We start from the raw sequence: 22,578 nt of genomic DNA, 5'->3' as shown, positions 1-22,578 counted from the left end.
TAGAGGCCCCTCAGTCCCATTCCAGGCCGCCGCGACGCCAGACGTACGCGTAGGCGACGAAGACGGTGAGCACGAAGAGCAGCATCTCCACGAGCCCGAAAACACCCAGGGCGTCGAAGGTGACGGCCCAGGGGTAGAGGAAGACGATCTCGATGTCGAAGACGATGAAGAGCATCGCCGTCAGGTAGTACTTGATGGGGAAACGCCCGCCGCCGGCCGGCGTGGGGGTGGGCTCGATCCCGCACTCGTAGGCCTCTAGCTTCGCCCGGTTGTAGCGCTTCGGGCCGATCAGCGTGGCCATGACCACGGAGAAGATCGCAAAGCCTGCCCCGAGGGCTCCCAGTACGAGGATGGGCGCATAAGCGTTCACCGCTCCTCGCTCCTCTCAGTCGGCACTGACTGCTGGCGGATGGCGTGGGCCCTGCTCTCCCGCCCCACCGGTCCCACGAACTCCGCCCGTCCCGACGAAGATCGCGAACATGTGAAGCAGGTCACAAGCCCAACTGCCCCGCATCCTATGCCTGCCGGTCTGTGATCTGCGACACGGGGTGCGGCACCGAGTTTGTGATCTCCACCACCTGACGATGGATCATGAAGTCGGATGAGCGTCGATCTTCATACGCGAAGCGCCAGACTGATCACCAGAAGTGACATTTTCATGCGTTACCGCTGGTCACGTAGGGCGTCTCTATATCAAGAGGATTCCGCTGCATGCAAATTGGTGCTGGACGGGGCCGCTTGGTAGAGCGCGGCGCTCACACCCCGGAGGGAGGTCCGGCACGAATGTGGACGTGTGCACGCGTTCACGAGCACCGAGGGCGACCACTCCCGCGCGGGACGCGGCGGGCACGGGTGACCGTTCCGTGACCTGCGCCACATCGGAGCGAGATCAAATCAACGGGCCTTGGCCACTCGCTGCGATCGATGGTAAGCACAGGGCAATTCGGGCGTAATCACGAAAGCGCATGATCAAAGGCCTGTTCGATCGTGTCCGCTATGCCCGTTACGGCGTCAATAAAGAGTGACGCGCAGGGAATTTGGCGCCTCCGTTGAACAACTGTGGCGCAGCACACGTTTCTTGAAGGTATGGAGGAGTCGCTGGTACCGCTTGTTCCCATGTCCCACACCGCTCACATACGCAGCCACCGGAAACCCCGCCGCAACGCGTCCTCGATCGCGATGCGCGCCGGAGTCGCCGGTGGTGTTCTCAGCACCGTGGCAGTGGCCGGCGCCTCGACGTCGGCCTTCGCCGCGGAGCCGGTGACGCAGACGCTCGAACCGCCCACCCTCACGGCCGACCTGGCCACGCAGGCCGCGCAGTCCGCGGACGCCACGCAGGCGATGGCGGCCGACTACCAGTTGCAGGCCGAGCGCGAGACGGCCGCCGAACAGGCGGCCAAGCAGGCCGAGAAGGACCTGGCCAAGGCCAAGAAGGAGGAGGCCCGCAAGAAGGCCGCCGCCGAGGCCGAGCGCAAGGCCGAGGCCGAGCGTGCCGCGCGCGACAGTGAGCGGACCACCCTCACGTCCACGTCCGGCTCGACGAGCACCACGACGACGCCGGCCACCGGCAGCGTCGGTGAGGTCATCGGCTTCCTCGAGGCGCAGGTCGGCGACGCGTACATCATGGGTGCCACCGGCCCCGACGCGTGGGACTGCTCCTCGCTCGTCCGGGCCGCGTTCAAGCAGGTCGGCGTGGACCTTCCCCGGGTCTCCCAGGACCAGTCGACGGTCGGCACCGAGGTCTCGCTGTCCAACCTTCAGGTCGGCGACATCCTGTACTGGGGCGCGAAGGGCTCCGCGTACCACGTGGGCGTCTACATCGGGAACGACCAGTACCTCGACGCGGCGAACCCCTCCAAGGGCGTCGTGATCCAGGACCTCTCCGACTACCCGGCGACGGGTGCGGTGCGCGTCCTCTGACCGACCCGGTCGCCCAAGGCGTTTTCGAAGGGCCGCTCTCCCCATAGGGGGACAGCGGCCCTCGGGCTGCCCTCAGGAAGGGCCACAGCGGCCCCACAGGGCGCTCCCGCCCCACGCCGAAGGTGTTCCACGGGTCGAGGCGACGCCGGGCCCCTCAGCGGCCTTCCAGGGTTCCGGCCGCGGGGACCCCCACGGCCGGCCGTGCCCGGGTCACGCCTTCGGGGCCACCTTGCTCAGGCCGTTGATGATGCGGTCCATCGCGTCGCCGCCGGTCGGGTCGGTGAGGTTGGCCAGCATCTTCAGCGTGAACTTCATCAGCATCGGGTGGGTCAGGCCCCGCTGCGTGGCGAGCTTCATGATCTTCGGGTTGCCGATGAGCTTCACGAACGCGCGGCCCATCGTGTAATAGCCGCCGAAGGTGTCCTTGAGGACCTGCGGGTAGCGCTGCAGGGCGAGTTCGCGCTGTCCGGGGGTGGCGCGGGCGTGGGCCTGGACGATGACGTCGGCCGCGATCTGCCCGGACTCCATGGCGTAGGCGATGCCCTCACCGTTGAACGGGTTCACCATCCCGCCGGCGTCGCCGACCAGCAGCAGGCCCTTGGTGTAGTGGGGTTGGCGGTTGAACGCCATCGGGAGGGCGGCGCCGCGGATGGGGCCCGTCATGTTCTCGGGGGTGTAGCCCCACTCCTCCGGCATGGACGCGCACCAGGCCTTCAGGACGTCGCGCCAGTCCAGCTCCTTGAACGCGGCGGTGGTGTTGAGGACGCCCAGACCGACGTTGGACGTGCCGTCGCCCATGCCGAAGATCCAGCCGTAGCCGGGGAGCAGCCGGTCCTCGCCGGGGCCGCGCTTGTCCCACAGTTCCAGCCAGGACTCCAGGTAGTCGTCGTCGTGGCGCGGGGAGGTGAAGTACGTACGGACGGCGACGCCCATCGGACGGTCCTCGCGGCGGTGCAGGCCCATCGCGAGGGAGAGCCGGGTGGAGTTGCCGTCGGCCGCCACCACCAGCGGGGCGTGGAAGGTGACTTCCCGCTTCTCGTCGCCGAGCTTGGCGTGCACACCGGTGATCCGGCCGGTGCGGTCGTCGATGATCGGCGCGCCCACGTTGCAGCGCTCGTACAGCCGGGCGCCCGCCTTCTGGGCCTGGCGGGCGAGCTGCTCGTCGAAGTCGTCGCGCTTGCGGACGAGTCCGTAGTTCGGGTAGGCGGCGAGATCCGGCCAGTCGAGCTGGAGGCGGACGCCGCCGCCGATGATCCGGAGCCCCTTGTTGCGGAGCCAGCCGGCCTCCTCGGAGATGTCGATGCCCATCGACACCAGCTGTTTGGTGGCGCGGGGCGTGAGGCCGTCGCCGCAGACCTTCTCCCTCGGGAAGCTGGTCTTCTCCAGGAGCAGCACGTCCAGTCCGGCCTTGGCCAGGTAGTACGCGGTGGTGGAACCGGCTGGCCCGGCCCCGACGACGATCACATCGGCGGTGTGTTCGGTAAGGGGCTGGGGCTCGGTCACGACGGGTTCTCCCCAAGAAGTAGAAGGATCGGAGCGAAGGTTCACCGGCCGACCGGAAACGGGAGCACCGGAACCGGAGGAGCCAGAAGAGCCAGAAAACGTGTGCCGACAGGCGTCGGACATGGGCAGTCTATTCAGCGGTACCGATCTTCGGCTGAAGGGCTGCCCCTGTGAACAGAGCTCTGCCCGACGTACGGCTGCGCGTCCCCACCGACGAGGACGCCTTCGCCTGGCACCGGATCTTCGACGATCCCGACGTCATGGAGTTCCACGGCGGCCGGCCCGCCGAGCTGTCCGTCTACGAGGAGCTCACCGCGCGCCAGCGCCGCCACGACGCCGAGCACGGGTTCTGCCTGTGGACGATCCTCGACGAGGAGGGCCGGGCCATCGGATTCACCGGCGCGCAGCCGTGGCCCCGGGAGTGGGGTCCGACGGGCGAGATCGAGATCGGCTGGCGGCTCAGCCGCGACCACTGGGGCAAGGGATACGTGACCGCCGCCGCGGCGCAGACCCTGGAGCGGGTGCGGGAGGCCGGCGTCGGCAGCGTCGTCGCGATGGTCAACGCCCGCAACGAGCGGTCCATCGCCGTGACACGACGGCTGGGCATGGAACTGGCGGAGACGTACACGACACCCGTCACACAACAGCTCGGGCACTGCTACCGCCTGACCCTGTGAGGGATCGGATGTTCGAGATTTCGACAACTCGTCACCCACGGTAGCGATTTGGCGCAGATTGCCACGCAGTGCTTCCGGCCGGGGTCGCTCGGCGGTTACCCTGCCGGTACCGCTGGGGGTGAACATCTGTGCGTATAACACCCAAGTCATTCGAAGTGCGTGTGCCACGGTTCGTCGGCCTGATGTCCGTGGACGCGCGCGAGACGGCCGAGGCGGACGGGGTCACCCTCGTCTCGCCCGACCGGCCCGACTTCCCGCTCACCGTCGTGGACTACGTCGTACGCCAGTACCCGCCGCCGGGCGTGAAGGTGCCGCGCGGGGCCGCCGTCACCGTGTGGTTCGAGTCGGGGGACGACGGCGGGGGTGTGCGGGAGCCCCGGCGCGGGGGCCCTCCGCCCGGATTGCGGAGGGCGCTGGACGAGCCGGGGGATCCGTTCGCGGTGGTTCGGTAGCGCGAGGCGCGAGGCGCGAGGCGCGAGGCGCGAGGCGCGAGGCGCGAGGCGCGAGGCGCGAGGCGCGAGGCGCGAGGCGCGAGGCGCGAGGCGCGAGGCGCGAGGCGCGAGGCGCGAGGCGCGAGGCGCGAGGCGCGAGGCGCGAGGCCAAGTGACGCGGCACTCGCCCCGCCCCCCTACTTCTGCCAGAGCAGGACCGCTGCCGCCCCTCCCCCGCCGATCGCGAAGGCCGCCGCGATGGTGAGGCCCCAGAGGAGCGTGCGGCTGCGGGGCTCGGCGGGCGGGCCGGGCGGCACCTGGTGGTGGCCCAGCTCGACGAGCGGAGGCTCGTACGGCGCCGGGATCGGGAGCGATGACATAGGCGGGGTCGACGGGGTCGACGGCATCGGTGGGACCGGTGGGATCGGCGGGGCGATCACCGCCGTACGCCCTCCGGTCATCCGGACCAGATAGGGCGCGAGGAAGGTGGCGCCGAGGATCCAGAGGAGGCCGAAGAGGAGCGCCTCGGGGAGGTCGAGGCCGACGTCCACCTGGCCCGCGGCCGAGAACTCGCTGGTGAAGTCGGTCGTGGCGGATCCGGAGGCCTCCATGCCGAAGCCGCTGACGCCGGTGAGGAGGAGGAAGAGGCCGAAGAAGACACCTGCGGCGAGGAGTTGCTCGCCGCGGCCCGAGGAGCGGCGGGCCGCGAGGACGCCGAGGATCAGGGCGCAGACCGCGCCGAGTGCCAGCACGCCCACGACCGCCCAGGAGTTGACGGCGTCGCCCAGCTCGGAGAGCCCGAACGACTCGCTCTCGTAGCCGCCGTACGGGCCGGACTCGACGAGCCCGTAGCCGTCGGACGAGCCGCCGCCGAACGACGAGTCGTCGCCGTACCGGGTGCGGCCCGCCTCACCCGTGACGGACGCGCCCCAGGAGAGGCCGAGGAGGTTGACGGCGAGGTTGGGCAGGACGAGCAGGACCAGGAGGAGCGGGTTGAGTTCCTCCTCCCATTCGGACCGCCATTCGTCGTTCGCCGCGAGTACGACGAAGGTGACGAGCGAGCAGAGGGCGAGGACGATCGCCATGGCGATCACGGCCGTCCCGGTCGCCCGGAACAGGGCCCGGGGGCCGGGGCGGGCGGCCGGCCAGGCGGCCAGGTCGTCGCGTTGCAGCAGCCCGGCCGAGACGGCGGCGGTGAGCAGCAGGGCGCCCAGTGCGGCGCGCCAAGGGGACGTCGAGACCTCGACGAACGCGATCTCGGGCTGGGCGAACAGCCCGAGCAGCAGTACGGCCGCCGTCACCAGCAGCGTGACCCGCACGGCCGCTTCGAGCCCGGCGGTACGGCTGCCGACGGGCCCCGCGCCCGGCCGACCGGCACCGGCGTACGCCCCACCGCCATACGCCCCGCCATACGCCCCGCCGTACGCCCCGCCGTACGCCCCACCGCCGTACGCCCCGCGTGTCACCAGGCGCGTACGGAGCTGTCGTACGCCGATGCAGAGCGCCCCGATGAACAGCAGCGTCACCGCGAGCGGGACCAGGGTCAGGGTGACGGCGCCCTCGGCGGACTGGAAGTCGCCCGTGTAGTCGCCGCCGCCGGACTCGGAGGCCGTGAAGCCGCCGCCGAGACCCTGGAGGAGACCGGCGAGGGCGAGGCCCAGCCGGTCGGCGAAGCCCACGAAGTCCTCCTCGTCCTGGGTGCCCTGGCCGTACGAAGGGACGGCCAGGGCGAGGGCGGCGACGAGGAGCAGCCCGACCGGCCAGAGCGCGGCCAGGGCGGAACCGCCCCAGTCGCCCCGGAAGGCCCGGCCGAGGAAGGCGCCGACGGGTGAGGGCCGGGCGGGGAGGGGCGCGTACTCGGGAGGGGGCGGCGGCGGGCCGAGGGGCGGCGCGCCCGGTGGGGCCGGTGGAACCGGCGTTGGGATGGCCGGTGGAGAGGCCGATGGCGGGGCCGGTGGGGCCGGTGGGGCCGTCGGTGGGACCGGTGGGCGTTCCCGTCCGCACTTCATGCAGAAGCGCGCCTCGTCGGGTCCCGGTGTTCCGCAGTGCGGGCAGTAGGCCGTCATGGATCCCCCGTCGTATGACATCACCGGCGCGTACCGATGTATCAACGGACGGTAGTTTCTGTTGACCGGTTCCCGTCAACACGATTACCCGGCGAGCGCCCCTCGTTCGGGTGAACTCCGCACCTCGCAGGCCGATTTGGCGGCTACGAGTGGGCCTTGAACCCCCGGTGGAGCGCGGCGATCCCGCCCGAGAGGTTCCGCCAGGCGACCTTGTCCCAGCCAGCCTTCCGCAGGCGCTCGGCGAGGCCGGCCTGGTCGGGCCAGGCGCGGATGGACTCGGCGAGATAGACGTACGCGTCCGGGTTGGACGACACCGCGCGGGCGACCGGCGGCAGCGCGCGCATCAGGTACTCGGTGTAGACGGTCCGGAACGGCGTCCACGTCGGGTGCGAGAACTCGCAGATCACGACGCGCCCACCGGGCTTGGTCACCCGGTACAGCTCCCGCAGCGCGGTGTCGGTGTCCTGCACGTTCCGCAGGCCGAAGGAGATGGTCACCGCGTCGAAGGTGTCGTCCTTGAACGGCAGCTTCGTGGCGTCGCCGGCGGTGAACGGCAGCCAGGAGTGGCGTTCCTTGCCGACCCGGAGCATGCCGAGGGAGAAGTCGCAGGGGACGACGTACGCGCCGGTCCGCGCGAAGGGCAGCGAGGAGGTGCCCGTACCGGCCGCGAGGTCCAGGATCTTCTGCGCGGGCCGGGCGTCCACCGCCTTCGCGACGTCCTTGCGCCAGCGGCGGTCCTGTCCGAGGGACAGCACGTCGTTGGTCAGGTCGTACCGTTTCGCCACTCGGTCGAACATCGAGGCGACTTCGTGCGGCTGCTTGTCCAGGGATGCGCGGGTCACGGGCCCATTGTGGCAGTACGGGCCGGACGCACCCACGTCCGGCCCACCCACTGCCCACGGCAGCGGCCTCGGCTTCTACGACAGCGGCCTCGGCGTCCAAGTCAGCAGCCTCGGCTTCTACGACAGCGGCCTCGGCGTCCAAGTCAGCAGCCTCGGCTTCTTCCTCGCCGCCACGTCCTCCACCCAGCCGCAGAGCAGGACGAAGGCACCGATCAGCAGCCAGCCGATGCCGAACATGAACCACTGGCTCTCCAGCGGGAGGTACTTCTCGAACGCGGGGACGTTCCAGAACCGGTCGATCAGCGGGACGGCGAGGATCAGGGCGATCTCGTGCCACAGGTAGATCGTCACCGCGCGGGAGTTGAAGATCGTCACCGTCCGGTCCAGGCGCCGGAAGCGGGTCAGTCCGGCGAAGTCGACCTTGAAGCGCGCCTTCGCGTAGAGCAGGAGCGTCACGAAGCCGGCGGAGAAGAACGCCTGCGCGAGGGGGATGTCGTCGAGGTCGTACGAGCCGGTCTCCTCCTGGTGGGTGAAGGCGTACCAGGCTCCGAAGCCGAGGGCCGCGAGGGAGAGGGCGGTGACCGCGAACGGCTTCAGCCGGGCGAGGACGCCCTCGCGGTGGGCGAAGCCGAGGATCCAGCAGAAGAGGAAGGTGGCCAGGTCGGTCAGGGCGTTGCCGAAGCGGTCGTCCGGGGGCTCCCAGAGGAAGTGGAGGACCAGGATGGGGGTGAGGGAGAGGAGGAGGACCGGGACCGGGGCCGGCCGGAACAGCCTCAGCAGGGGTGGGGAGAGGAGCACGAACCAGAGGTAGGTGCGCGGGTACCAGAGGATCTCCCAGGCCTGTTCGCCCCAGGCGTTGCCCGGGGGTCGCCCAGCGGGACGACCCAGAAGACGATCTGCCGGCCGGGCATCCAGCCGTGGACCAGCATCGCGGTGACCACGAAGAGGCCCCAGAACCAGAAGGGGGGCAGGAGGCGGCGGACTCGGCTCCTGATCACCTGGGGGGCGGGGCGTTCCAGGGACTTCGCCATGAGGGTGCCGGCGAGGGCGAACATGATGCCCATGGAGGGGAACACCATGCCGGCCCAGGGCCAGCCGAAGGTGTGGTAGGTGACCACGCGGATGAGGGCGAGGGCGCGCAGCGTGTCGAAGTAACGGTCGCGCCCGGTGGTTCGAGGCTGGGGCTCGGTGCTCTCGTGCGCCTGGACCACGGCGGGCTCGGCCACAACAGCGGTCGCGGGGGCACCCCCGCTCCTGTGCGACCCCATCAGCTCGCCCCCGCCGGGGTGCCGACCTCGCCCGTGCGCTTCAGTTTCTGCCAGCGCAGGCGGCCTCCTGTGAGGGCGGTGATGCAGGAGTGGATGAGGACGAGGTACATCATCTGGCGGTAGGCGAGTTGCTGGAGGGGCAGCATCAGCAGATAGCGGTACTTCTCCTTGTCCAGCTTCAAGGCGTAGGCCACGCAGACGAGTTGGACGCCGAGGACCGCCAGCCAGGCCAGCAGGGACGCCTGGAAGTCGACGAAGATCATCGCGTAGACGGTGAAGACGTCGATCAGCGGGGCGAAGACCGGGGTGATGATCTGGAAGATCACGACCAGCGGCATGCCGACACGGCCGAAGCGACCGGACGGGCCGCTGTCCGTCAGGGACTCGCGGTGCTTCCAGAGGGCCTGCATCGTGCCCTGCCCTCGTAGAGGGTGGCCCCGGTGGCGGTGCGATGGGCGGCCTGGGCGTCCGAGGTGCCCGGGGTGCCCTGCCCGTCGGCGGCGGCGGCCCCGCCCTGTGCCGCACCCTGTGTCCCGCCCCGCGCCTCGGTCCCGTGGGCGCCGCCGGGGGCACCCGCCCGCTGACCGGCGGCCGAACCGTCCGCCGAACCGTTCGCCGCGTCGTCGTCCTGCTGCAGGGCGCCGCTGACGGTGGTGAAGGTGTGGCCCTTGGCCTTCATCTTCTCGATGTACGTACCGAGGGCCTTGACGGTCCGGGAGCGGTCGCCGCCCGCGTCGTGCATGAGGACCGAGGCGCCCCTGCCGTCCTCCGGAGTGGCCCACTTGATGATCTTCTTGACGCCGGGCCGCTTCCAGTCGTCGCTGTCGGTGTCGACTGGAAGCGGCTGGTGTAGCCCTCCTCGCCGAGCTTCTTGTAGACGGGCCAGCTGTAGTTGTCATGGCGTCCGTCTCGGAGGAGTACGGGGCGCGGAAGAGCGTGGTGGTGATGCCGGCGGCGCCCGCGAGGGCGAGCTGTGTCTGGGGCATCTCCCGGGTGATCCGGGCGTCGCTCTGGTACGACAGGTCGACGTGGGTGAAGGTGTGGATGCCGGTCTCGTGCCCGTCCTCGACCATGTCCTCGACGATGGCCGGGTAGCGCGACGCCATCGAGCCGGCCACGAAGTAGGTCGCGGGGACGTCGTACTCCTTGAGGACCGTGAGGATCTCCGGCGTCCAGGTCGGGTTCGGGCCGTCGTCGAAGGTGAGCGCGATGGTCTAGTCCGGCACGGACCGGGTCTGCGCCTCACCGCTGCGGAAGGTCAGGATGGGCCCGCCGTCGAGGATGTCGTCGGGTACGTCGCTGGAGCTGGCCCCGGTGCGGACGCGCTGGTCGCCGCCGACCTCCGCGCGCAGATAGCCGTCGAGCAGCATCACGCTGGTCAGCCCGAGCAGAAGCAGCAGGGCGAGGATGACCCGGGGTTTCTGCAGGGCGGCGGCCTTGCCGGTGGCGCGCTGGAGCTTGGAGGGGGCGCGTCGGCGACCGCGGCGCGCGGGTGTCGTGGTGCTCATGAGGTGGTGCGCTCCCGTCAGTTGGCGGACGCGGACGGGGACGGTACGGCGGTGGGGGCGCCGGAGGGCGCGGTGCCGCCGGGGACTCCGCTGGGGGCGCGCGAGGGGATGCCCTCGGGGGCGACACCGCCCTGGGGCTGCGGGCCGTTTCATCATGACCATGAACTACGCCAGCGCGTACGACGGTGACATGGGCGACTACGCGGAGCAGGCGGCCGAGGCGACGCATGAACAGCTGATGGACATCTTCGGCACGAGTGAGTCGACGGCGTGGGGGGCGTTGGCGTTGACCTCGATGCTCGGTGTCAACGACGTCGACAACGAGACGTTCACGCCTCAGGACGCGGCGCGGGTGCGGGCGTTCGCCGAGGAGAAGGGGGTGGCTTGGGTTCCCATGTGGGCGACGTTCCGGGATCAGGAGTGCGATTCGGGGGCGTCGGCGGAGGATGCGTTGACGGTGTGCAGCGGGGTCGATCAGGAGGACGGGGCGTTCGGGGAGGCGTTTTCGGGATGAGAGGGGGTGGTTCTGTCGTCGGCGGGCTACGGGTTGTCCGTGGCTGATCGCGCAGTTCCCCGCGCCCCTCAAGGGTTAGCGGCGGCGGTGGACCAGGCGCCCCGCGCACACCGTGGCCATACAGACGTCGGCCTCGTCGAAGATCGCCAGGTCTGCTCGGCCCTGCTCGACAATCAGCGTGGGACTCAGCGAGGGCAGGAGCACCACGTGGTTGCGCTCGGCCGCCGAGCGGAGTTCCGGGGTGTTCGTGTGCTGTTCCAGTACCGCCGTCGCGCCCGACTTGAGCACCGCGTGGACGCGTTCGCGGGGGGAGGGGGCGTCCGGGAGGGGGCCCTCGTGCACGCGGCCGGGGCCCAGGACTCCGGGCCAGTGTCGTACCCGGGCGTTCGGGAATCGCTCTCGGACCTCGGTCAGCGGGCCCAGGCCCACGACGCGGGTGCCGTCCACCGCGACGGCGCCGGCGTTCACCCGGTCCGCGTCGTCGCCCCAGCCGTACCGGACCTCGTCGGCGGCGTGAATCGTCAGCACATGAACCCTGGTCGGACGCTAGTTGGCGTTCAGCAGCTTCAGTTCGGGGTGGGCCGTGCCGCCCTCGATGGCCGTGGACGAGATGTGGGACATGACGCGCTCGTCGACAGGGTCGTTCGCCGGGTCGTCGTGGACGAGGAGGTGCTCGTAGGTCGTGGCTCGCTGGGCAGGGACGCGGCCCGCCTTGCGGATCAGGTCGATGATCTCCAGCCGGTTGGAGCGGTGCTTGGCCCCGGCGCTGGAGACCACGTTCTCCTCCAGCATGATCGAGCCGAGGTCGTCCGCGCCGTAGTGCAGAGAGAGCTGGCCGACCTCCTTGCCGGTGGTGAGCCACGAGCCCTGGATGTGGGCGATGTTGTCCATGAAGAGCCGGGCGATGGCGATCATGCGCAGATACTCGAAGAGCGTGGCCTGCGTACGGCCCTTGAGGTGGTTGTTCTCGGGCTGGTAGGTGTACGGGATGAAGGCCCGGAAGCCGCCCGTCCGGTCCTGGACGTCACGGATCATCCGCAGGTGCTCGATGCGCTCGGCGTTGGTCTCGCCGGTGCCCATGAGCATCGTGGAGGTGGACTCGACGCCCAGCTTGTGCGCGATCTCCATGATCTCCAGCCAGCGCTCGCCGCTCTCCTTCAGCGGGGCGATGGCCTTGCGGGGGCGCGCGGGGAGCAGCTCCGCGCCGGCGCCGGCGAAGGAGTCCAGACCGGCCGCGTGGATCCGCGTGATCGCCTCCTCCACACCCACCTTGGAGATCCGGGCCATGTGCTCGACCTCGGACGCGCCGAGGGAGTGGATGACCAGCTGCGGGAAGGCCTTCTTGATGGCGGCGAAGTGCGTCTCGTAGTACTCCACGCCGAAGTCCGGGTGGTGGCCGCCCTGGAACATGATCTGCGTGCCGCCCAGTTCGACGGTCTCCGCGCAGCGGCGCAGGATGTCGTCGAGATCGCGCGTCCAGCCCTTGTCCTTGGCCTTCGGCGGGGCGTAGAACGCGCAGAACTTGCACGCCGTGACGCACACGTTCGTGTAGTTGATGTTCCGCTCGATGATGTACGTCGCGATGTGCTCCGTGCCCGCGTACCGCCGCCTGCGGACCGCGTCGGCGGCGGAGCCGAGCGCGTGCAGCGGGGCGTCGCGGTAGAGGACGAGCGCCTCCTCCGGAGTGATCCGCCCACCCTGTGCGGCACGGTCGAGAACGGCTGTGACATCAAAAGACGTGAGCTCGGCCTTCTCGGTCACCGGGAGTGTCCCTTTCCTCAGGGTCGAACGGACCAGGCCAGCCTACGCCAGGGCATCGGATCGGCCGACGGCGGCTCAGGCCGCGTACGCCTCCAGCAGCAGTCCCGCGAACGCGCCCGCGATCATGAACGGGCCCAGGGCGATCAGCTGTCCGCGTACGGCACGGCCCCGGGCCGCGAGGACCAGGGTGTACGCGCTGCCGATCAGCGCGCCGGCGAACGTGCCGAGGTACAGGGCGCCCCAGCCGTACCAGCCGAGGACGGCGCCCAGGCCGAGGGCCAGCTTCACGTCGCCGAAGCCGAGGGCGGCGGGTCTGATGAGGAAGAAGAGGAAGTAGAGGCCGCCGAGGGCGAGCGCGCCGTACAACGCGGTGCGCCACTGGCCCACGTGCTCGGGTACGAACGCGACCGCGCCCAGGAGGGTGAGGGCCAGCGCGGCGAAGGGGAGGGTGAGGGGGTCGGGGAGGCGTTGTGCCTTGAGGTCGACCAGGGTGAGGAGTACGCCGAGGGGGGCGAGGAGCAGCCATACGGCGAGTTCGGGGCGGGTGCCGGTGGCCAGGGCGAGGGCCGCGCAGACCAGGGCGGTGGTGGTGGCGACGGTCGGGGTGGCGGGGCCGTAGGAGCAGGAGGGGGTTTCCTGGCAGCGGGCCGGGCCCAGCCAGCCGTTCGCGGTGCCGGTGAGGGGGTGGCCCTCCGGGCACTCCTGATGCCAGGGCTGGTCGGCGTCGACCGTGAAGCGGTAGGCGGGGCGGGGGAGGAGGGTGCCTGTGGCTGCTCCCCAGAGGGCGGCGACGAGGGTGAGCGCGATCAGCCAGGGGTCGAGGGGCACGGGCTCAGCCTATGTGGGGGGCCGGGTGTTCGGCTGCGGGTCCGGTGGGGGCTTCTCGCGCAGTTCCCCGCGCCCCTGAAAGCAACGGCCCCTGCGGGCCGTTGAAAAAGCACGGGGCGCGGCCCCTGCTTTTTCCGGGGCGCGGGGAACTGCGCGACCAGCCCCACCGGACCCGCGGACGAACAACCCGCCCCCTTCACTTCACCTTCGCCAAGCGCGCCGTGGGATCCCCCGCGTCCGCGTTGTCCGCGGTGTATTCGAGTTCCGCGCCCACGAGGGTGAGGGTGACCTCGTGGGTGTTGCTGGTGCAGGTCTTGGGGTTGTTCTTGGTGTCGGCGGTGCTGGTGACGAGGATGTGGTCCTCGGTGACCTCCTTGAGGACGAACGTGTCGTCGCAGGCGCCGCCGAGCAGGTCGACGGAGCGGAAGCTGCCCAACCGGTCGCCCACGGCGCCCTGTTCGAGGGTGACCGTGAAGGTGCCGGCGGGGAGGTTGCCGTCGAGGGCGTAGCCGTCGCCCTTCCAGGTGCCGAGGTACCTGTCGGGGAGGTCGCCCGCCCCGTCCTGTGGTTCCGAGTCCTGCGTCTCGTCGCTGGGGCCGCTGCTCGCCGACGGTGCCTTGCTCGCCGCGTCACCCCCCTCGTCGTCGCCCTGGAGCATGCCGAGGCCGAACAGGATGCCCACGCCCACCATCGCGCACGCCCCCGCGACCGCGAGGGCGACCGAGCAACTCACGCGTCGGCCGCGCCCGTTCGCCGCGGTCGTGGAGCTGGCGGCCACGCTCAGGGACAGCTTGCCCGGCGCCGCGGAGGGAGAGGGTGAGGAGGCCGCCGCCGGTGGTGCGGTGTCCGCCACCACCGCCTCGGCCCGCTGCCCCGGTACGTGCGTCACGGGCCCCGTCTGCGGTGACATCACCGGAGGCGGTCCGAACACCCCGCTCGCGGCCGGGACTTCGGCGCCCGTCGACGTGCCCGTGCCCGCCACCGACTCCGCCACCCCCACCGACGGGTTGCTGAAGCCCACCGGCCCGGACGGAACCTGCTCCGCCGCCTCCAGGTTGAGCAGTTGCACGGCGCTGCGGCCGACCTGTTCCACCAGGGGGCCCGGCAGCCAGCCCGCCGCCACCAGGCGGGCCGCGCCCTGCGGGGCCAGGGTGCGGGCGACCTCGTCGGGGGTCGGGCGGGCGGTGGGGTCCTTGGCGAGACAGTGCTCGACCAGATCGTGGAGATCGCCCTCCAGGCCGTCCAGTCGGGGCTGTTCGTGGACCACCTTGTAGAGGAGGGCGGCGGAGGAGTCGCCGGGGAACGGAGACTGTCCCGTCGCGGCGTACGCGAGGACCGCGCCGAGGGAGAAGACGTCCGCCGCGCCGGTGATGCCCTTGCCGAGGATCTGCTCGGGGGACATGTAGCCGGGGGAACCGATGGAGACGCCCGTCGAGGTGAGGGAGGCCGTGCCGTCCGTGGCGCGGGCGATGCCGAAGTCGATGAGGAGCGGGCCGTCGACCGTCAGCAGCACATTGGACGGCTTCACGTCCCGGTGGACCAGGCCCAGCGCGTGCACCGCCGACAGTGCTTCCGCGAGGCCCGCGCCGAGGACCCGTACGGAGTGGGGCGGGAGCCGGCCGCCGTCCGCGATCGCCGCCGCGAGGGACGGACCGGCCGCGTAGCCCGTCGCCACCCAGGGGACCGACGCCTCCGGGTCCGCGTCCAGGACGGGGGCGGTCCAGGAACCGCCCACCCGGCGGGCCGCGTCGACCTCGCGCCGGAAACGGGCGCGGAACTCCTCGTCCAGGGCGAAGTGCGGGTGCACGACCTTGACCGCGACGGTCCGGCCGCCCGCGCTGCGCCCCAGATAGACCCGGCCCATCCCGCCGGACCCGAGCCGGCCGAGCAGCCGGTAGGGCCCCACGACCGTGGGCTCGCCGACATCGAGCGGTTGCATGGACGACCCCTCCCCGTACGAACTCTCCCCGCCGCACGACTCCCCAGCAGCGTAGTGCCGTACGCCCGAATGGGAATGCGAACGTCGGCGGCCGATCCTCGGCCGGTCGCCCTGAGCCAATCCCACGGAAGGCCCAATTCGTCAAACGAAATTCCGGGAAGTTCGCCGGGGCTTCCCCGGGAATTGCTCAGGAAAGCAGGTCGACCTTCACGTGCGCCGGAAAACCGGTGGTCGGACCGACCCGCCGCGCGAACTCGGCGACCGCGCTCAGCTGGGGGCCGCCGAAGCGGAAGTCGAGGGTGGTGAAGTACCGCTCCAGGACCCGCTCGTCGAAGGCCTCCCAGCGGGCCGCCTGCTCGGCGACCTTGGACACCTCGGTTAGGGACAGATCGCGGGAGGCCAGGAACGCCTCGTGCACCTTCCGGGTGACCTCCGGCTCCCGCTCCAGGTAGTCCCGGCGCGCCGCCCACACCGCGAAGACGAACGGCAGCCCCGTCCACGCCTTCCACATGGCGCCCAGGTCGTGCACCTCCAGGCCGAAGTTCGGGCCGTCGAGCAGGTTGGCCCGCAGCGCCGCGTCGCCGATGAGTACCGCCGCCTCCGCCTCCTGCATCATCAGCGAGAGGTCGGGCGGGCAGGTGTAGTACGACGGCCGGACGCCGACGCTCTCGGCCAGCAGCAGTTGCGCCAGGCGCACGGAGGTGCGGGAGGTGGAACCCAGGGCGACGCGTGCGCCGTCCAGGCGTTCGAGGGGCACCTGGGAGACGATGACGCAGGACATCACCGGCCCGTCGCAGCCGACCGCGATGTCGGGGAAGGCGACCAGGTCGTCCGCGTTGCGCAGGAACTCGACGAGCGTGATGGGCCCGATGTCGAGGTCCCCGCGCACCAGCTGCTCGCTGAGCTTCTCCGGGGTGTCCTTGGTCAGCTCGAAGTCGAGGAGCGTGCCCGTTCTCGCGAGCCCCCAGTACAGGGGCAGGCAGTTCAGGAACTGGATGTGGCCGACGCGCGGCCGGTTGCGAGAATTGTCCACATCGCGAGGCTAGCCCTCATGGGGTACGGTGCGGGCTCCGGGGGCCGGGAGAGGTCCGCCAAACCGGAAGTACACCCCGTGTCAATGCTTTCGACGGCGTGTCGTCAGTGGGGCCGGTGGTGCAGAAGAGGCGATGCGTCAACCCGCGACCCGAGCCGGTCAAACATCCGAGTGACGTGATCTTGCCCTCTATTGCATTCCCCTGCCCGCGTGCTAGGCTCGCCCGCAAGTTGCAGTTTGGTTTCCCTTGCAGTACAGAGCCTGCGGAGCATGTGACCGCGGGCTCTCGTCGTTTTCAGACGTATGCAGTTGTGCGGCATCTTGTTTTCACACTTGCAGGGTTCTGGAGCAGGGCAACCCTTTGGGCCCAAGGAGGGCTTATGGCTACCGGAACCGTGAAGTGGTTCAACGCCGAAAAGGGCTTTGGCTTCATCGCCCAGGAAGGCGGCGGCCCCGACGTCTTCGTCCACTACTCCGCCATCAACGCGAGCGGCTTCCGTTCGCTGGAGGAGAACCAGCAGGTCTCCTTCGACGTGACGCAGGGCCCGAAGGGTCCGCAGGCGGAGAACGTCACCCCCGTCTGATCCGAGGGATGCCCCTCTGACGACGTCTGAGAGCAGTACCCAAGGAGCCCCTAGCCGTTCGCGGCGCAGGGGCTCCTGCCTTTTCCCCCACTCCAGGCCGCTGCTCCTACCCCGTTCCGGCGCGTTCAGATGTGCTGCATCACCAGAACGAACGTCGTACCGGGGGCCAGCGCCTCGTACGAGTGCGGGACGTCGCCCCGGAACGCCATGTAGTCACCGGGGCCGAGTTCCACCTCCTCGCCCCTCGGGCCCGCCTTCACCCGGCCCGTGCTCACGGTGAGGTGCTCCACCGTCCCCGGGATGTGCGGCTCCGACTCCCGGACCGACCCCGGTTCGAGCCGGGTCCGGTAGAGGTCGCGGCGCGCGCCGGGCGGGCTCGCGGACAGCAGGACCGCCGTGTAGCTGGAGTGCTCGGAGTGGACGGTCGGCCCCTCCCCCGCCCGGATCACCCGCACCGCCGGGACGGGCGGCTCGATCAACGCGCTGAACGGCACCCCGAGCGCCACACCCAGCGCCCACAGCGTCTCCATGCCGGGATTGCCGCTCGCCGCCTCCAGCTGGGACAGCGTGGACTTGGCGATCCCGGCGCGTTTGGCCAGTTCGGAGAGGGAGAGCCCGGCACGGGTGCGCTCCCTGCGCAGGGAGGCGGCGATCCAGTCGAGGGGAAGCTTCGACGGGGGCTTCGCTCCCTCGGGGGCTGCGTCGGACATGTCGTTCGCTCCAGAAGTACGATCGTTCGCCTTGACGAACACCAGGGCTTCTGTTCATTGTAGAGAACATGCGTTCGCTGCACCGAACACTCCAGATCCATGACCCCGTACTGCTCCGGGACATCTCCCTCGTCTGCGCCGCCGGAGGTGTCGTCGGCGTCTCCTTCGGCGCGATCTCCGTGGCGGGAGGGCTGCCGGTGTGGGTGCCGGTGGTGATGTCGCTGGTCGTGTACGCGGGGGCGGCACAGTTCAGCGCGGTCGGGATCCTGCTGGCCGGGGGCGGACCGCTGGCGGCGGCGGCCACGGGGCTGCTGCTCAACACCCGCAACGCGGCGTTCAGTCTGGCGGTCGCCGACGTCCTGGGGCCGGGGCGGCTCGCCCGGTTCGTGGGCGCGCACCTCGTCACCGACGAGACGGCCGCCTTCGCCCTCGCCCAGCGCGATCCGGAACGGCGCCGGGTGGCGTTCTGGGTGTCCGGGCTCGGCCTCTTCACGGTGTGGAACGTGTGCGTGCTGGCCGGGGCCCTGGCCGGCACCGCGCTGGGCGACACCGCCACATACGGTCTCGACGCCGCCTTCCCCGCCGTGCTCGCGGCGCTGGCCCTGCCCGCGCTGCGGGACCGGCCGCCCGTACGGCGGGCCGCGCTGCTCGGCGCGGCGGTCGCGCTGGCGGCGACCGCGGTGACACCGACCGGGGTTCCCGTCCTGCTGGCACTGGCCGGGCTGGCCGTATGGCGGGCGTCATGAGCGGCGGTGAGGGGGCCGTCGTCGCCCTGCTCGTGCTCGCCGTGGGGACGTACGCCCTCCGGCTCACCGGGCCCGTGCTGCACGGGCGGGTCGAGATCCCCGTACGGGTGAGGGAGTTGTCGGCCGGGGCCGCCGTGGTGCTGCTGGTGGCGCTGCTGGCCACGGGCGCGCTGACCGAGGACGGCGGCTTCGCCGGGTGGGCGCGGCCCGCCGGGGTGCTGATGGGCGGAGTGCTGGCGTGGCGGCGGGCGCCGTTCGCGGTGGTGGTGCTGGGCGCGGCGGCGACCACGGCGGGGCTGCGGGCGATGGGCGTCGGCTAGCGCCTCGGGCAGCGCCCTCAAGGGGCGCGGTGAACCGCGCGACCGGCCACGACGGACCCGCGGCCGAACCCCCCGACCTCAGACCCCCTTCGCGGCCAACTCCTCCAGCACCCGTCGCAGCCGGACGCCCCGCCCCAGGTCCGGTTCGAGGCCCTTGGCCTTGAGGAGCGCGGTCAGGGACGCCTGGACGACCTCCGCGCCCTCGGGGGCGACCCGCTTGGAGACCTCCAGCCACTCCAGGGACCCATCGCCGGCCACCGTGCAGTGCTCCAAGGTCACTTCGTGGTGGTCGAGGCGTACGCCGCGCCAGCGGACCGTGTCGACGGGGCCGAGGACGTCGAGCGAGCCGAGGCCGACGTCGATGTCGGCGCAGTCGGTGAGGAAGGCGCGCTGGCCGTCGGAGAAGACGAGGTCCAGCGGCTTGGTGCCGGTGGCGGCGGCCTCCACGGCCGTACGCCCGCGAGTGGAGACGAGAGTGGCGGACAGGACCCGGCGGTCGCCCGACCAGGCGCCCGTCAGATGGAAGGAGTCCGGTCCCTGCTCACGGAAGCGCAGCCAACGTTCCGAGAGCCGGGACCGGCGGCAGGGCCGCAGTTCCGCTGTCGCGGCCCCGCCTCGCCCGCTCCCCGCCCGTAGGCGCAGGATCAGCCCCGCATCCAGAAGCGGCAGTTGTCCTGGCGCCGTGGAGCGGGCGAGGTCCTCACAGAAGTAGACGCGGCGCCGGGCTCCCCCGGTGTCCGGCGCCAGCGCCCAAGTCGCGGCGACCGCGCCCGCACCCGAGAACGTCACCTTGATCTCGACCGAGTCCAGCCGGTCGGATCCCGAGGTGAGATCCCCGCGTCCCACGGATGCCGGCATGGGCCGTCCCCCTAGTTCCGCGACCTGGTTCATTTGCTCTGTACCCCTTGCTTTTCCTGGTGGTGCGATCCCCCTGTCGTGCTGTTGCGCATCACCATTGAAGGCCGGGGGCGACCCCCCACGCTTCCGGGAAGTCCCTACATCTCCCCTGACAACTCCCCCTGGGGGATGATGGACGCGCGGGGCCGGGCACAGGCGGGCACCAGGGGGTGGCGCATTGTTACGGGGACTCGTCGGTCGGGAGCGCGAACGCCGGCTGATGGACGACCTGCTCGTGGCGGGTGGGGTGGGTGGGGCGGCGCTGTTGCTGTGGGGCGAACCCGGCATCGGCAAGACGGCCCTGCTGGAGTACGCGGCGGAGCGCGCGACGGCCGGAACCTCCGGCGCGGCCCCGGCGACCGTCCTGCGCGCCCGGGGCATCGAGACCGAGACCGTGCTCCCCTTCGCCACCCTCGGCGACCTACTGATGCCCCATTCATCCCTTTTCAGGGAACTCCCCGGCGTCCAGCGCTCGGCCCTGGAGTCGTGTCTCGCGCTGAGCGGCGACCCGGCGGACCCGCCGGGCAATCCGTACGCCGCCTGCATGGGAGCCCTCAACGTCCTCGCGGCGCTCGGCGACGAGCGCCCCCTCGTCGTCCTGGTCGACGATCTGCACTGGGTGGACCCCTCCTCCCAGCGGGTCCTGCTCTTCGTGGCCCGCCGGCTGTCCAGTGAACGGGTCGCCCTGGCCCTCGGCTCCCGCGAGGACCACGGCGAATCGGGCGCCCGCCGCAGCATCCCGGCCGTGCAGGTGGGCGGGCTGGCACCGGAGGAGTGCGCCACACTGCTGGACGGCCGGGTGACCCCCAACGTGCTCGCCGACCTCGTCCGGATCAGCGGCGGCAATCCGCTCGCCCTGCGGGAGATCGCGAGCGGGCTGACGGACGAACAGGCGTGCGGGGAGCGGCCGTTACTGGACCCGCCGTCCCTCGGCAGCCATCTGGAGCGGGCCTGGGCGACCCGGATCGACGGGCTGCCGGACCCCGCCCGCCGGGCGCTCGTGGTGCTGGCCGCGAGCCGTTCGACGGCGGCGGGTCCGCTGCGCAAGGCGCTGGAGGCGGCCGGGCTGTCCCTCGACGCGCTCTCCCCCGCCGAGGAGGACGGCCTGATCACGGCCACGGCGGACGGGCTGGACTTCCACCACCCGGTGCTGCGGGCGCTGGTGCTGGGCCGGGCGCCCCTCGCGCACCGCTACGCCGCGTTCCAGGCGCTGGCCGAGGTCAGCACGGGCCCGCTGCACGCCTGGTACCGGGCGTCGGCGACCCCCGGCCCCGACGAGGAGGCCGCGGCGGCGCTCGCCGAGGCCGCGCGGGAGGCCCGGCGCCGCAGCGCCTTCGGCGAGTCGGCGCTCGCCTGGCGGCGCGCCGCCGAACTCACCCCCGACCCCGCGCCCCGCGCCGACCGCCTCCACCACGCCGCCTCCGACGCCCTGCTCAGCGGCTCCCCGGCGGGCCCGCAGTGGTGCGAGGAGGCCCTGCGGATCACCCCCGACCCGGCCGTACGCGCCGCGATCCAGGGCCTGTTGGGCCGGATGTACACCTGGAAGGGCGAGACCGCGCAGGCGTACGGCCTGCTCATGGACGCCGCCGACGCCGTACGCGACACCGACCGCACCCGTGCCTGTCTGCTGCTCGCGGAGGCGACGGCCGCCGCGCGGCTGGACGGTCATGTCCCGGCGGCGGTCCGGGTGGCCGAGGAGTCCCTCGCCCTGGCCTCGGAGTCCGGCCCCGAACGCTGGTACAGCCTCACCCTCCTCGGCGGCGCCCTCGTGATGTCCGGCCGTACGGCCGAGGGGCGCGCCATGCTGGAGGCCGCCGACCGGCACGGCACCGGCGGCGACCCCGTCCGGGACCAGCAGGTCTACGCGATCGCCGGACAGGCGTGGAGCCGTGCGGAGGAGTTCACGCACGGGCGCCGGCTGCTGAACACGGCCGTGGAGTCGGCCCGGCGGCACAGCGCGGTGGGTGTGCTGGGCTTCACCCTCGCCGTACGGGGGGAGTTGGAGACCCGGATCGGGCAATGGGCGTCCGCGCGCGGTGACTTGACGGAGGCGTTGCGCTGGGCGGAGGAGCTGGGCCAGCTGACCTGTGTGAGCTACGCCCTGTACTGCCTGGCCCGGCTCGAAGCGCTGCGGGGCGAGCGGGTCGAGTGCGAGGAGCATGTGGCGCGGGCACGGCGGGAGTGCGGGGCGTACGGGATCGGCTGCCAGGAGTTCCATATGACGGCGGTGCTCGGCCTGTCGGCGCTCGCCCACGGCGACTACGACGCCGCCGCCGACCAGTTGGAGCAAACGTTGTCACTGGCCGTGGAGCAGGGCATCGGCAACCCCGAGGTGGTGCCCTTCGCGGCGGACCTGGCCGAGGCGCACGTACGCGCGGGGAATCCGGTGCGGGCCGGTGAGGTGGTCGGGTGGCTGGAGGAGCGGGCCCGCGAGACGGGGCTCGCCTCGGCGGAGGCCGCGGCGGCCCGGGTGCGGGGGCTCCTGGCGGGGACGCCGGAGGAGGCGGAGGCGTACTTCGGGGCGGCGTCCAAGGCCCATCAGCGGACGACGGGCCCCTTCGACTGGGCCCGGACCCAGCTGTGCGAGGCGGAGGTGCTGCGCCGCTACCGCCGCCCGGGAGCCGCGCGGGCGCCGCTGGTCGCCGCGCTGGCCTGCTTCGAACGGCTCGGCGCGGTCCCGTGGGCCCGCCGCGCGGCGAGCGAACTCGCCGCGGCGGGGGGCATGTCGAGCACCGACCGGTCGACGGCGGGCGGTATGGGCGGGGCGGCCCTGAACCAGCTGACGCCCCAGGAGTTCCAGGTGTCCCGGGCCGTCGCCCGCGGCCTCAACAACACGGAGGCGGCGGCCTCGCTGTTCGTGTCCAGGAAGACCGTGGAGGCCCATCTCACGCGGATCTACCGGAAGTTGCACGTACGGTCACGGACGGATCTGACCCGTCTGCTGACGGCGGCGGATCTGGTGGACTGATTGAGTACGGGTACGCATGTGGGCGGTCGCGGGTGTCCAGCATGGTTACGACGGTGGTGAGGG

General features: G+C 71.4%; 20 protein-coding genes and 2 pseudogenes. 8 read left to right on the top strand and 14 right to left on the bottom strand.

From position 1 onward, the window contains the following. Nucleotides 1-10: 10 nt before the first annotated feature. Nucleotides 11-370 carry an NADH-quinone oxidoreductase subunit A gene (locus F9278_RS29990; RefSeq protein WP_007383963.1) on the bottom strand — a complete coding sequence of 120 codons (360 nt, stop codon included), beginning with the start codon at nucleotides 368-370 and terminating at the stop codon, nucleotides 11-13. 716 nt (nucleotides 371-1,086) lie between these two features. On the opposite strand from F9278_RS29990, the gene F9278_RS29985 reads away from it, so the two are divergent. Further along, on the top strand, nucleotides 1,087-1,920 hold the full coding sequence (locus tag F9278_RS29985; protein WP_152171101.1) for a C40 family peptidase: 834 nt from the start codon (nucleotides 1,087-1,089) through the stop codon (nucleotides 1,918-1,920). A gap of 210 nt (nucleotides 1,921-2,130) precedes the next feature. Here F9278_RS29985 and F9278_RS29980 read toward each other — a convergent pair whose 3' ends face one another. Then, nucleotides 2,131-3,423, bottom strand: a complete 1,293-nt coding sequence (locus F9278_RS29980; protein WP_152171100.1) for a geranylgeranyl reductase family protein — start codon at nucleotides 3,421-3,423, stop codon at nucleotides 2,131-2,133. 170 nt (nucleotides 3,424-3,593) lie between these two features. Between F9278_RS29980 and F9278_RS29975 the strand changes: the two genes are divergently transcribed. Both F9278_RS29975 and F9278_RS29970 read left to right on the top strand, forming a co-directional pair. Beyond that, the gene (locus F9278_RS29975; protein WP_152171099.1) at nucleotides 3,594-4,100 is read left to right on the top strand and encodes a GNAT family N-acetyltransferase; all 507 of its coding nucleotides are present in this window, start codon (nucleotides 3,594-3,596) and stop codon (nucleotides 4,098-4,100) included. Between the two features lie 128 nt (nucleotides 4,101-4,228). Further along, nucleotides 4,229-4,552: a PASTA domain-containing protein gene (locus tag F9278_RS29970; RefSeq protein WP_152171098.1), complete on the top strand. Its 324-nt coding sequence runs from the start codon at nucleotides 4,229-4,231 to the stop codon at nucleotides 4,550-4,552. Nucleotides 4,553-4,728: 176 nt separating this feature from the next. Here F9278_RS29970 and F9278_RS48270 read toward each other — a convergent pair whose 3' ends face one another. The 5 genes and pseudogenes from F9278_RS48270 to F9278_RS49060 all read right to left on the bottom strand — a co-directional run bounded on the left by F9278_RS48270 (nucleotide 4,729) and on the right by F9278_RS49060 (nucleotide 10,215). Further along, nucleotides 4,729-6,597, bottom strand: a complete 1,869-nt coding sequence (locus F9278_RS48270) for a zinc ribbon domain-containing protein (protein ID WP_152171097.1) — start codon at nucleotides 6,595-6,597, stop codon at nucleotides 4,729-4,731. Nucleotides 6,598-6,740: 143 nt separating this feature from the next. Next, entirely contained in the window at nucleotides 6,741-7,439 is a 699-nt protein-coding gene (locus tag F9278_RS29955) for a demethylmenaquinone methyltransferase (protein WP_152171096.1), read from the bottom strand. 117 nt (nucleotides 7,440-7,556) lie between these two features. Continuing rightward, nucleotides 7,557-8,707: pseudogene (locus tag F9278_RS29950) on the bottom strand (acyltransferase family protein). Then, nucleotides 8,707-9,870, bottom strand: coding sequence for a polysaccharide deacetylase family protein (locus tag F9278_RS29945; RefSeq protein ID WP_450373565.1), 1,164 nt, complete (start codon nucleotides 9,868-9,870; stop codon nucleotides 8,707-8,709). Before F9278_RS29945 ends, F9278_RS29950 begins: the two are co-directional and overlap by 1 nt. A gap of 51 nt (nucleotides 9,871-9,921) precedes the next feature. Continuing rightward, a complete protein-coding gene (locus tag F9278_RS49060; RefSeq protein ID WP_450372696.1) occupies nucleotides 9,922-10,215 on the bottom strand; it encodes a hypothetical protein in 294 nt (97 codons plus the stop codon). Between the two features lie 151 nt (nucleotides 10,216-10,366). Between F9278_RS49060 and F9278_RS29940 the strand changes: the two are divergent. Continuing rightward, a pseudogene (locus F9278_RS29940) lies at nucleotides 10,367-10,729 on the top strand (hydrolase); the annotation flags it as partial. 75 nt (nucleotides 10,730-10,804) lie between these two features. On the opposite strand, the gene F9278_RS29935 reads toward F9278_RS29940, so the two are convergent. The 5 genes from F9278_RS29935 to F9278_RS29915 all read right to left on the bottom strand — a co-directional run bounded on the left by F9278_RS29935 (nucleotide 10,805) and on the right by F9278_RS29915 (nucleotide 16,290). Beyond that, entirely contained in the window at nucleotides 10,805-11,257 is a 453-nt protein-coding gene (locus F9278_RS29935; RefSeq protein WP_152171095.1) for an imidazolonepropionase-like domain-containing protein, read from the bottom strand. A gap of 18 nt (nucleotides 11,258-11,275) precedes the next feature. Then, nucleotides 11,276-12,490 carry a cyclic dehypoxanthinyl futalosine synthase gene (mqnC, locus tag F9278_RS29930; RefSeq protein ID WP_152171094.1) on the bottom strand — a complete coding sequence of 405 codons (1,215 nt, stop codon included), beginning with the start codon at nucleotides 12,488-12,490 and terminating at the stop codon, nucleotides 11,276-11,278. A gap of 75 nt (nucleotides 12,491-12,565) precedes the next feature. Then, nucleotides 12,566-13,318 (bottom strand): prepilin peptidase, encoded by a 753-nt coding sequence (locus F9278_RS29925; RefSeq protein ID WP_152171093.1) that lies wholly within the window; start codon nucleotides 13,316-13,318, stop codon nucleotides 12,566-12,568. Nucleotides 13,319-13,514: 196 nt separating this feature from the next. Further along, nucleotides 13,515-15,257, bottom strand: coding sequence for a serine/threonine-protein kinase (locus tag F9278_RS29920; protein ID WP_152171092.1), 1,743 nt, complete (start codon nucleotides 15,255-15,257; stop codon nucleotides 13,515-13,517). Between the two features lie 187 nt (nucleotides 15,258-15,444). Next, on the bottom strand, nucleotides 15,445-16,290 hold the full coding sequence (locus tag F9278_RS29915) for a menaquinone biosynthetic enzyme MqnA/MqnD family protein (RefSeq protein WP_152171091.1): 846 nt from the start codon (nucleotides 16,288-16,290) through the stop codon (nucleotides 15,445-15,447). A gap of 380 nt (nucleotides 16,291-16,670) precedes the next feature. Between F9278_RS29915 and F9278_RS29910 the strand changes: the two genes are divergently transcribed. Continuing rightward, nucleotides 16,671-16,874, top strand: coding sequence for a cold-shock protein (locus F9278_RS29910; RefSeq protein ID WP_003992177.1), 204 nt, complete (start codon nucleotides 16,671-16,673; stop codon nucleotides 16,872-16,874). Nucleotides 16,875-16,999: 125 nt separating this feature from the next. Here the strand turns inward: F9278_RS29910 and F9278_RS29905 are convergent, their stop codons facing one another. Next, entirely contained in the window at nucleotides 17,000-17,584 is a 585-nt protein-coding gene (locus F9278_RS29905; RefSeq protein ID WP_152171090.1) for a helix-turn-helix domain-containing protein, read from the bottom strand. Nucleotides 17,585-17,652: 68 nt separating this feature from the next. Here F9278_RS29905 and F9278_RS29900 point away from each other — a divergent pair, with 68 nt between their 5' ends. Continuing rightward, on the top strand, nucleotides 17,653-18,330 hold the full coding sequence (locus F9278_RS29900) for an AzlC family ABC transporter permease (RefSeq protein WP_152171089.1): 678 nt from the start codon (nucleotides 17,653-17,655) through the stop codon (nucleotides 18,328-18,330). Then, nucleotides 18,327-18,650 (top strand): AzlD domain-containing protein, encoded by a 324-nt coding sequence (locus F9278_RS29895; protein ID WP_152171088.1) that lies wholly within the window; start codon nucleotides 18,327-18,329, stop codon nucleotides 18,648-18,650. Before F9278_RS29900 ends, F9278_RS29895 begins: the two co-directional genes overlap by 4 nt. Nucleotides 18,651-18,728: 78 nt before the next feature. On the opposite strand, the gene F9278_RS29890 is transcribed toward F9278_RS29895, so the two are convergent. Further along, entirely contained in the window at nucleotides 18,729-19,508 is a 780-nt protein-coding gene (locus F9278_RS29890) for a hypothetical protein (RefSeq protein WP_152171087.1), read from the bottom strand. A gap of 259 nt (nucleotides 19,509-19,767) precedes the next feature. Between F9278_RS29890 and F9278_RS29885 the strand changes: the two genes are divergently transcribed. After that, on the top strand, nucleotides 19,768-22,515 hold the full coding sequence (locus F9278_RS29885) for a helix-turn-helix transcriptional regulator (protein WP_404818957.1): 2,748 nt from the start codon (nucleotides 19,768-19,770) through the stop codon (nucleotides 22,513-22,515). Nucleotides 22,516-22,578: the final 63 nt, after the last annotated feature.

The organism is Streptomyces phaeolivaceus, assembly GCF_009184865.1.
GTDB lineage: Bacteria > Actinomycetota > Actinomycetes > Streptomycetales > Streptomycetaceae > Streptomyces > Streptomyces phaeolivaceus.
The sequence above is the reverse complement of the archived record's forward strand: the minus strand, read 5'-3'. Positions and strand labels throughout refer to the sequence as shown.

Excerpts from the sequence above, each read along its gene's own strand:
- F9278_RS29985 (WP_152171101.1), top strand. The coding sequence starts at position 1,087 with ATGGAGGAGTCGCTGGTACCGCTTGTTCCCATGTCCCACACCGCTCAC.
- F9278_RS48270 (WP_152171097.1), bottom strand. The coding sequence starts at position 6,597 with ATGACGGCCTACTGCCCGCACTGCGGAACACCGGGACCCGACGAGGCG.
- F9278_RS49060 (WP_450372696.1), bottom strand. The coding sequence starts at position 10,215 with ATGAGCACCACGACACCCGCGCGCCGCGGTCGCCGACGCGCCCCCTCC.
- F9278_RS29920 (WP_152171092.1), bottom strand. The coding sequence starts at position 15,257 with ATGCAACCGCTCGATGTCGGCGAGCCCACGGTCGTGGGGCCCTACCGG.
- F9278_RS29910 (WP_003992177.1), top strand. The coding sequence starts at position 16,671 with ATGGCTACCGGAACCGTGAAGTGGTTCAACGCCGAAAAGGGCTTTGGC.
- F9278_RS29905 (WP_152171090.1), bottom strand. The coding sequence starts at position 17,584 with ATGTCCGACGCAGCCCCCGAGGGAGCGAAGCCCCCGTCGAAGCTTCCC.
- F9278_RS29900 (WP_152171089.1), top strand. The coding sequence starts at position 17,653 with ATGCGTTCGCTGCACCGAACACTCCAGATCCATGACCCCGTACTGCTC.
- F9278_RS29895 (WP_152171088.1), top strand. The coding sequence starts at position 18,327 with ATGAGCGGCGGTGAGGGGGCCGTCGTCGCCCTGCTCGTGCTCGCCGTG.
- F9278_RS29890 (WP_152171087.1), bottom strand. The coding sequence starts at position 19,508 with ATGCCGGCATCCGTGGGACGCGGGGATCTCACCTCGGGATCCGACCGG.
- F9278_RS29885 (WP_404818957.1), top strand. The coding sequence starts at position 19,768 with ATGGACGACCTGCTCGTGGCGGGTGGGGTGGGTGGGGCGGCGCTGTTG.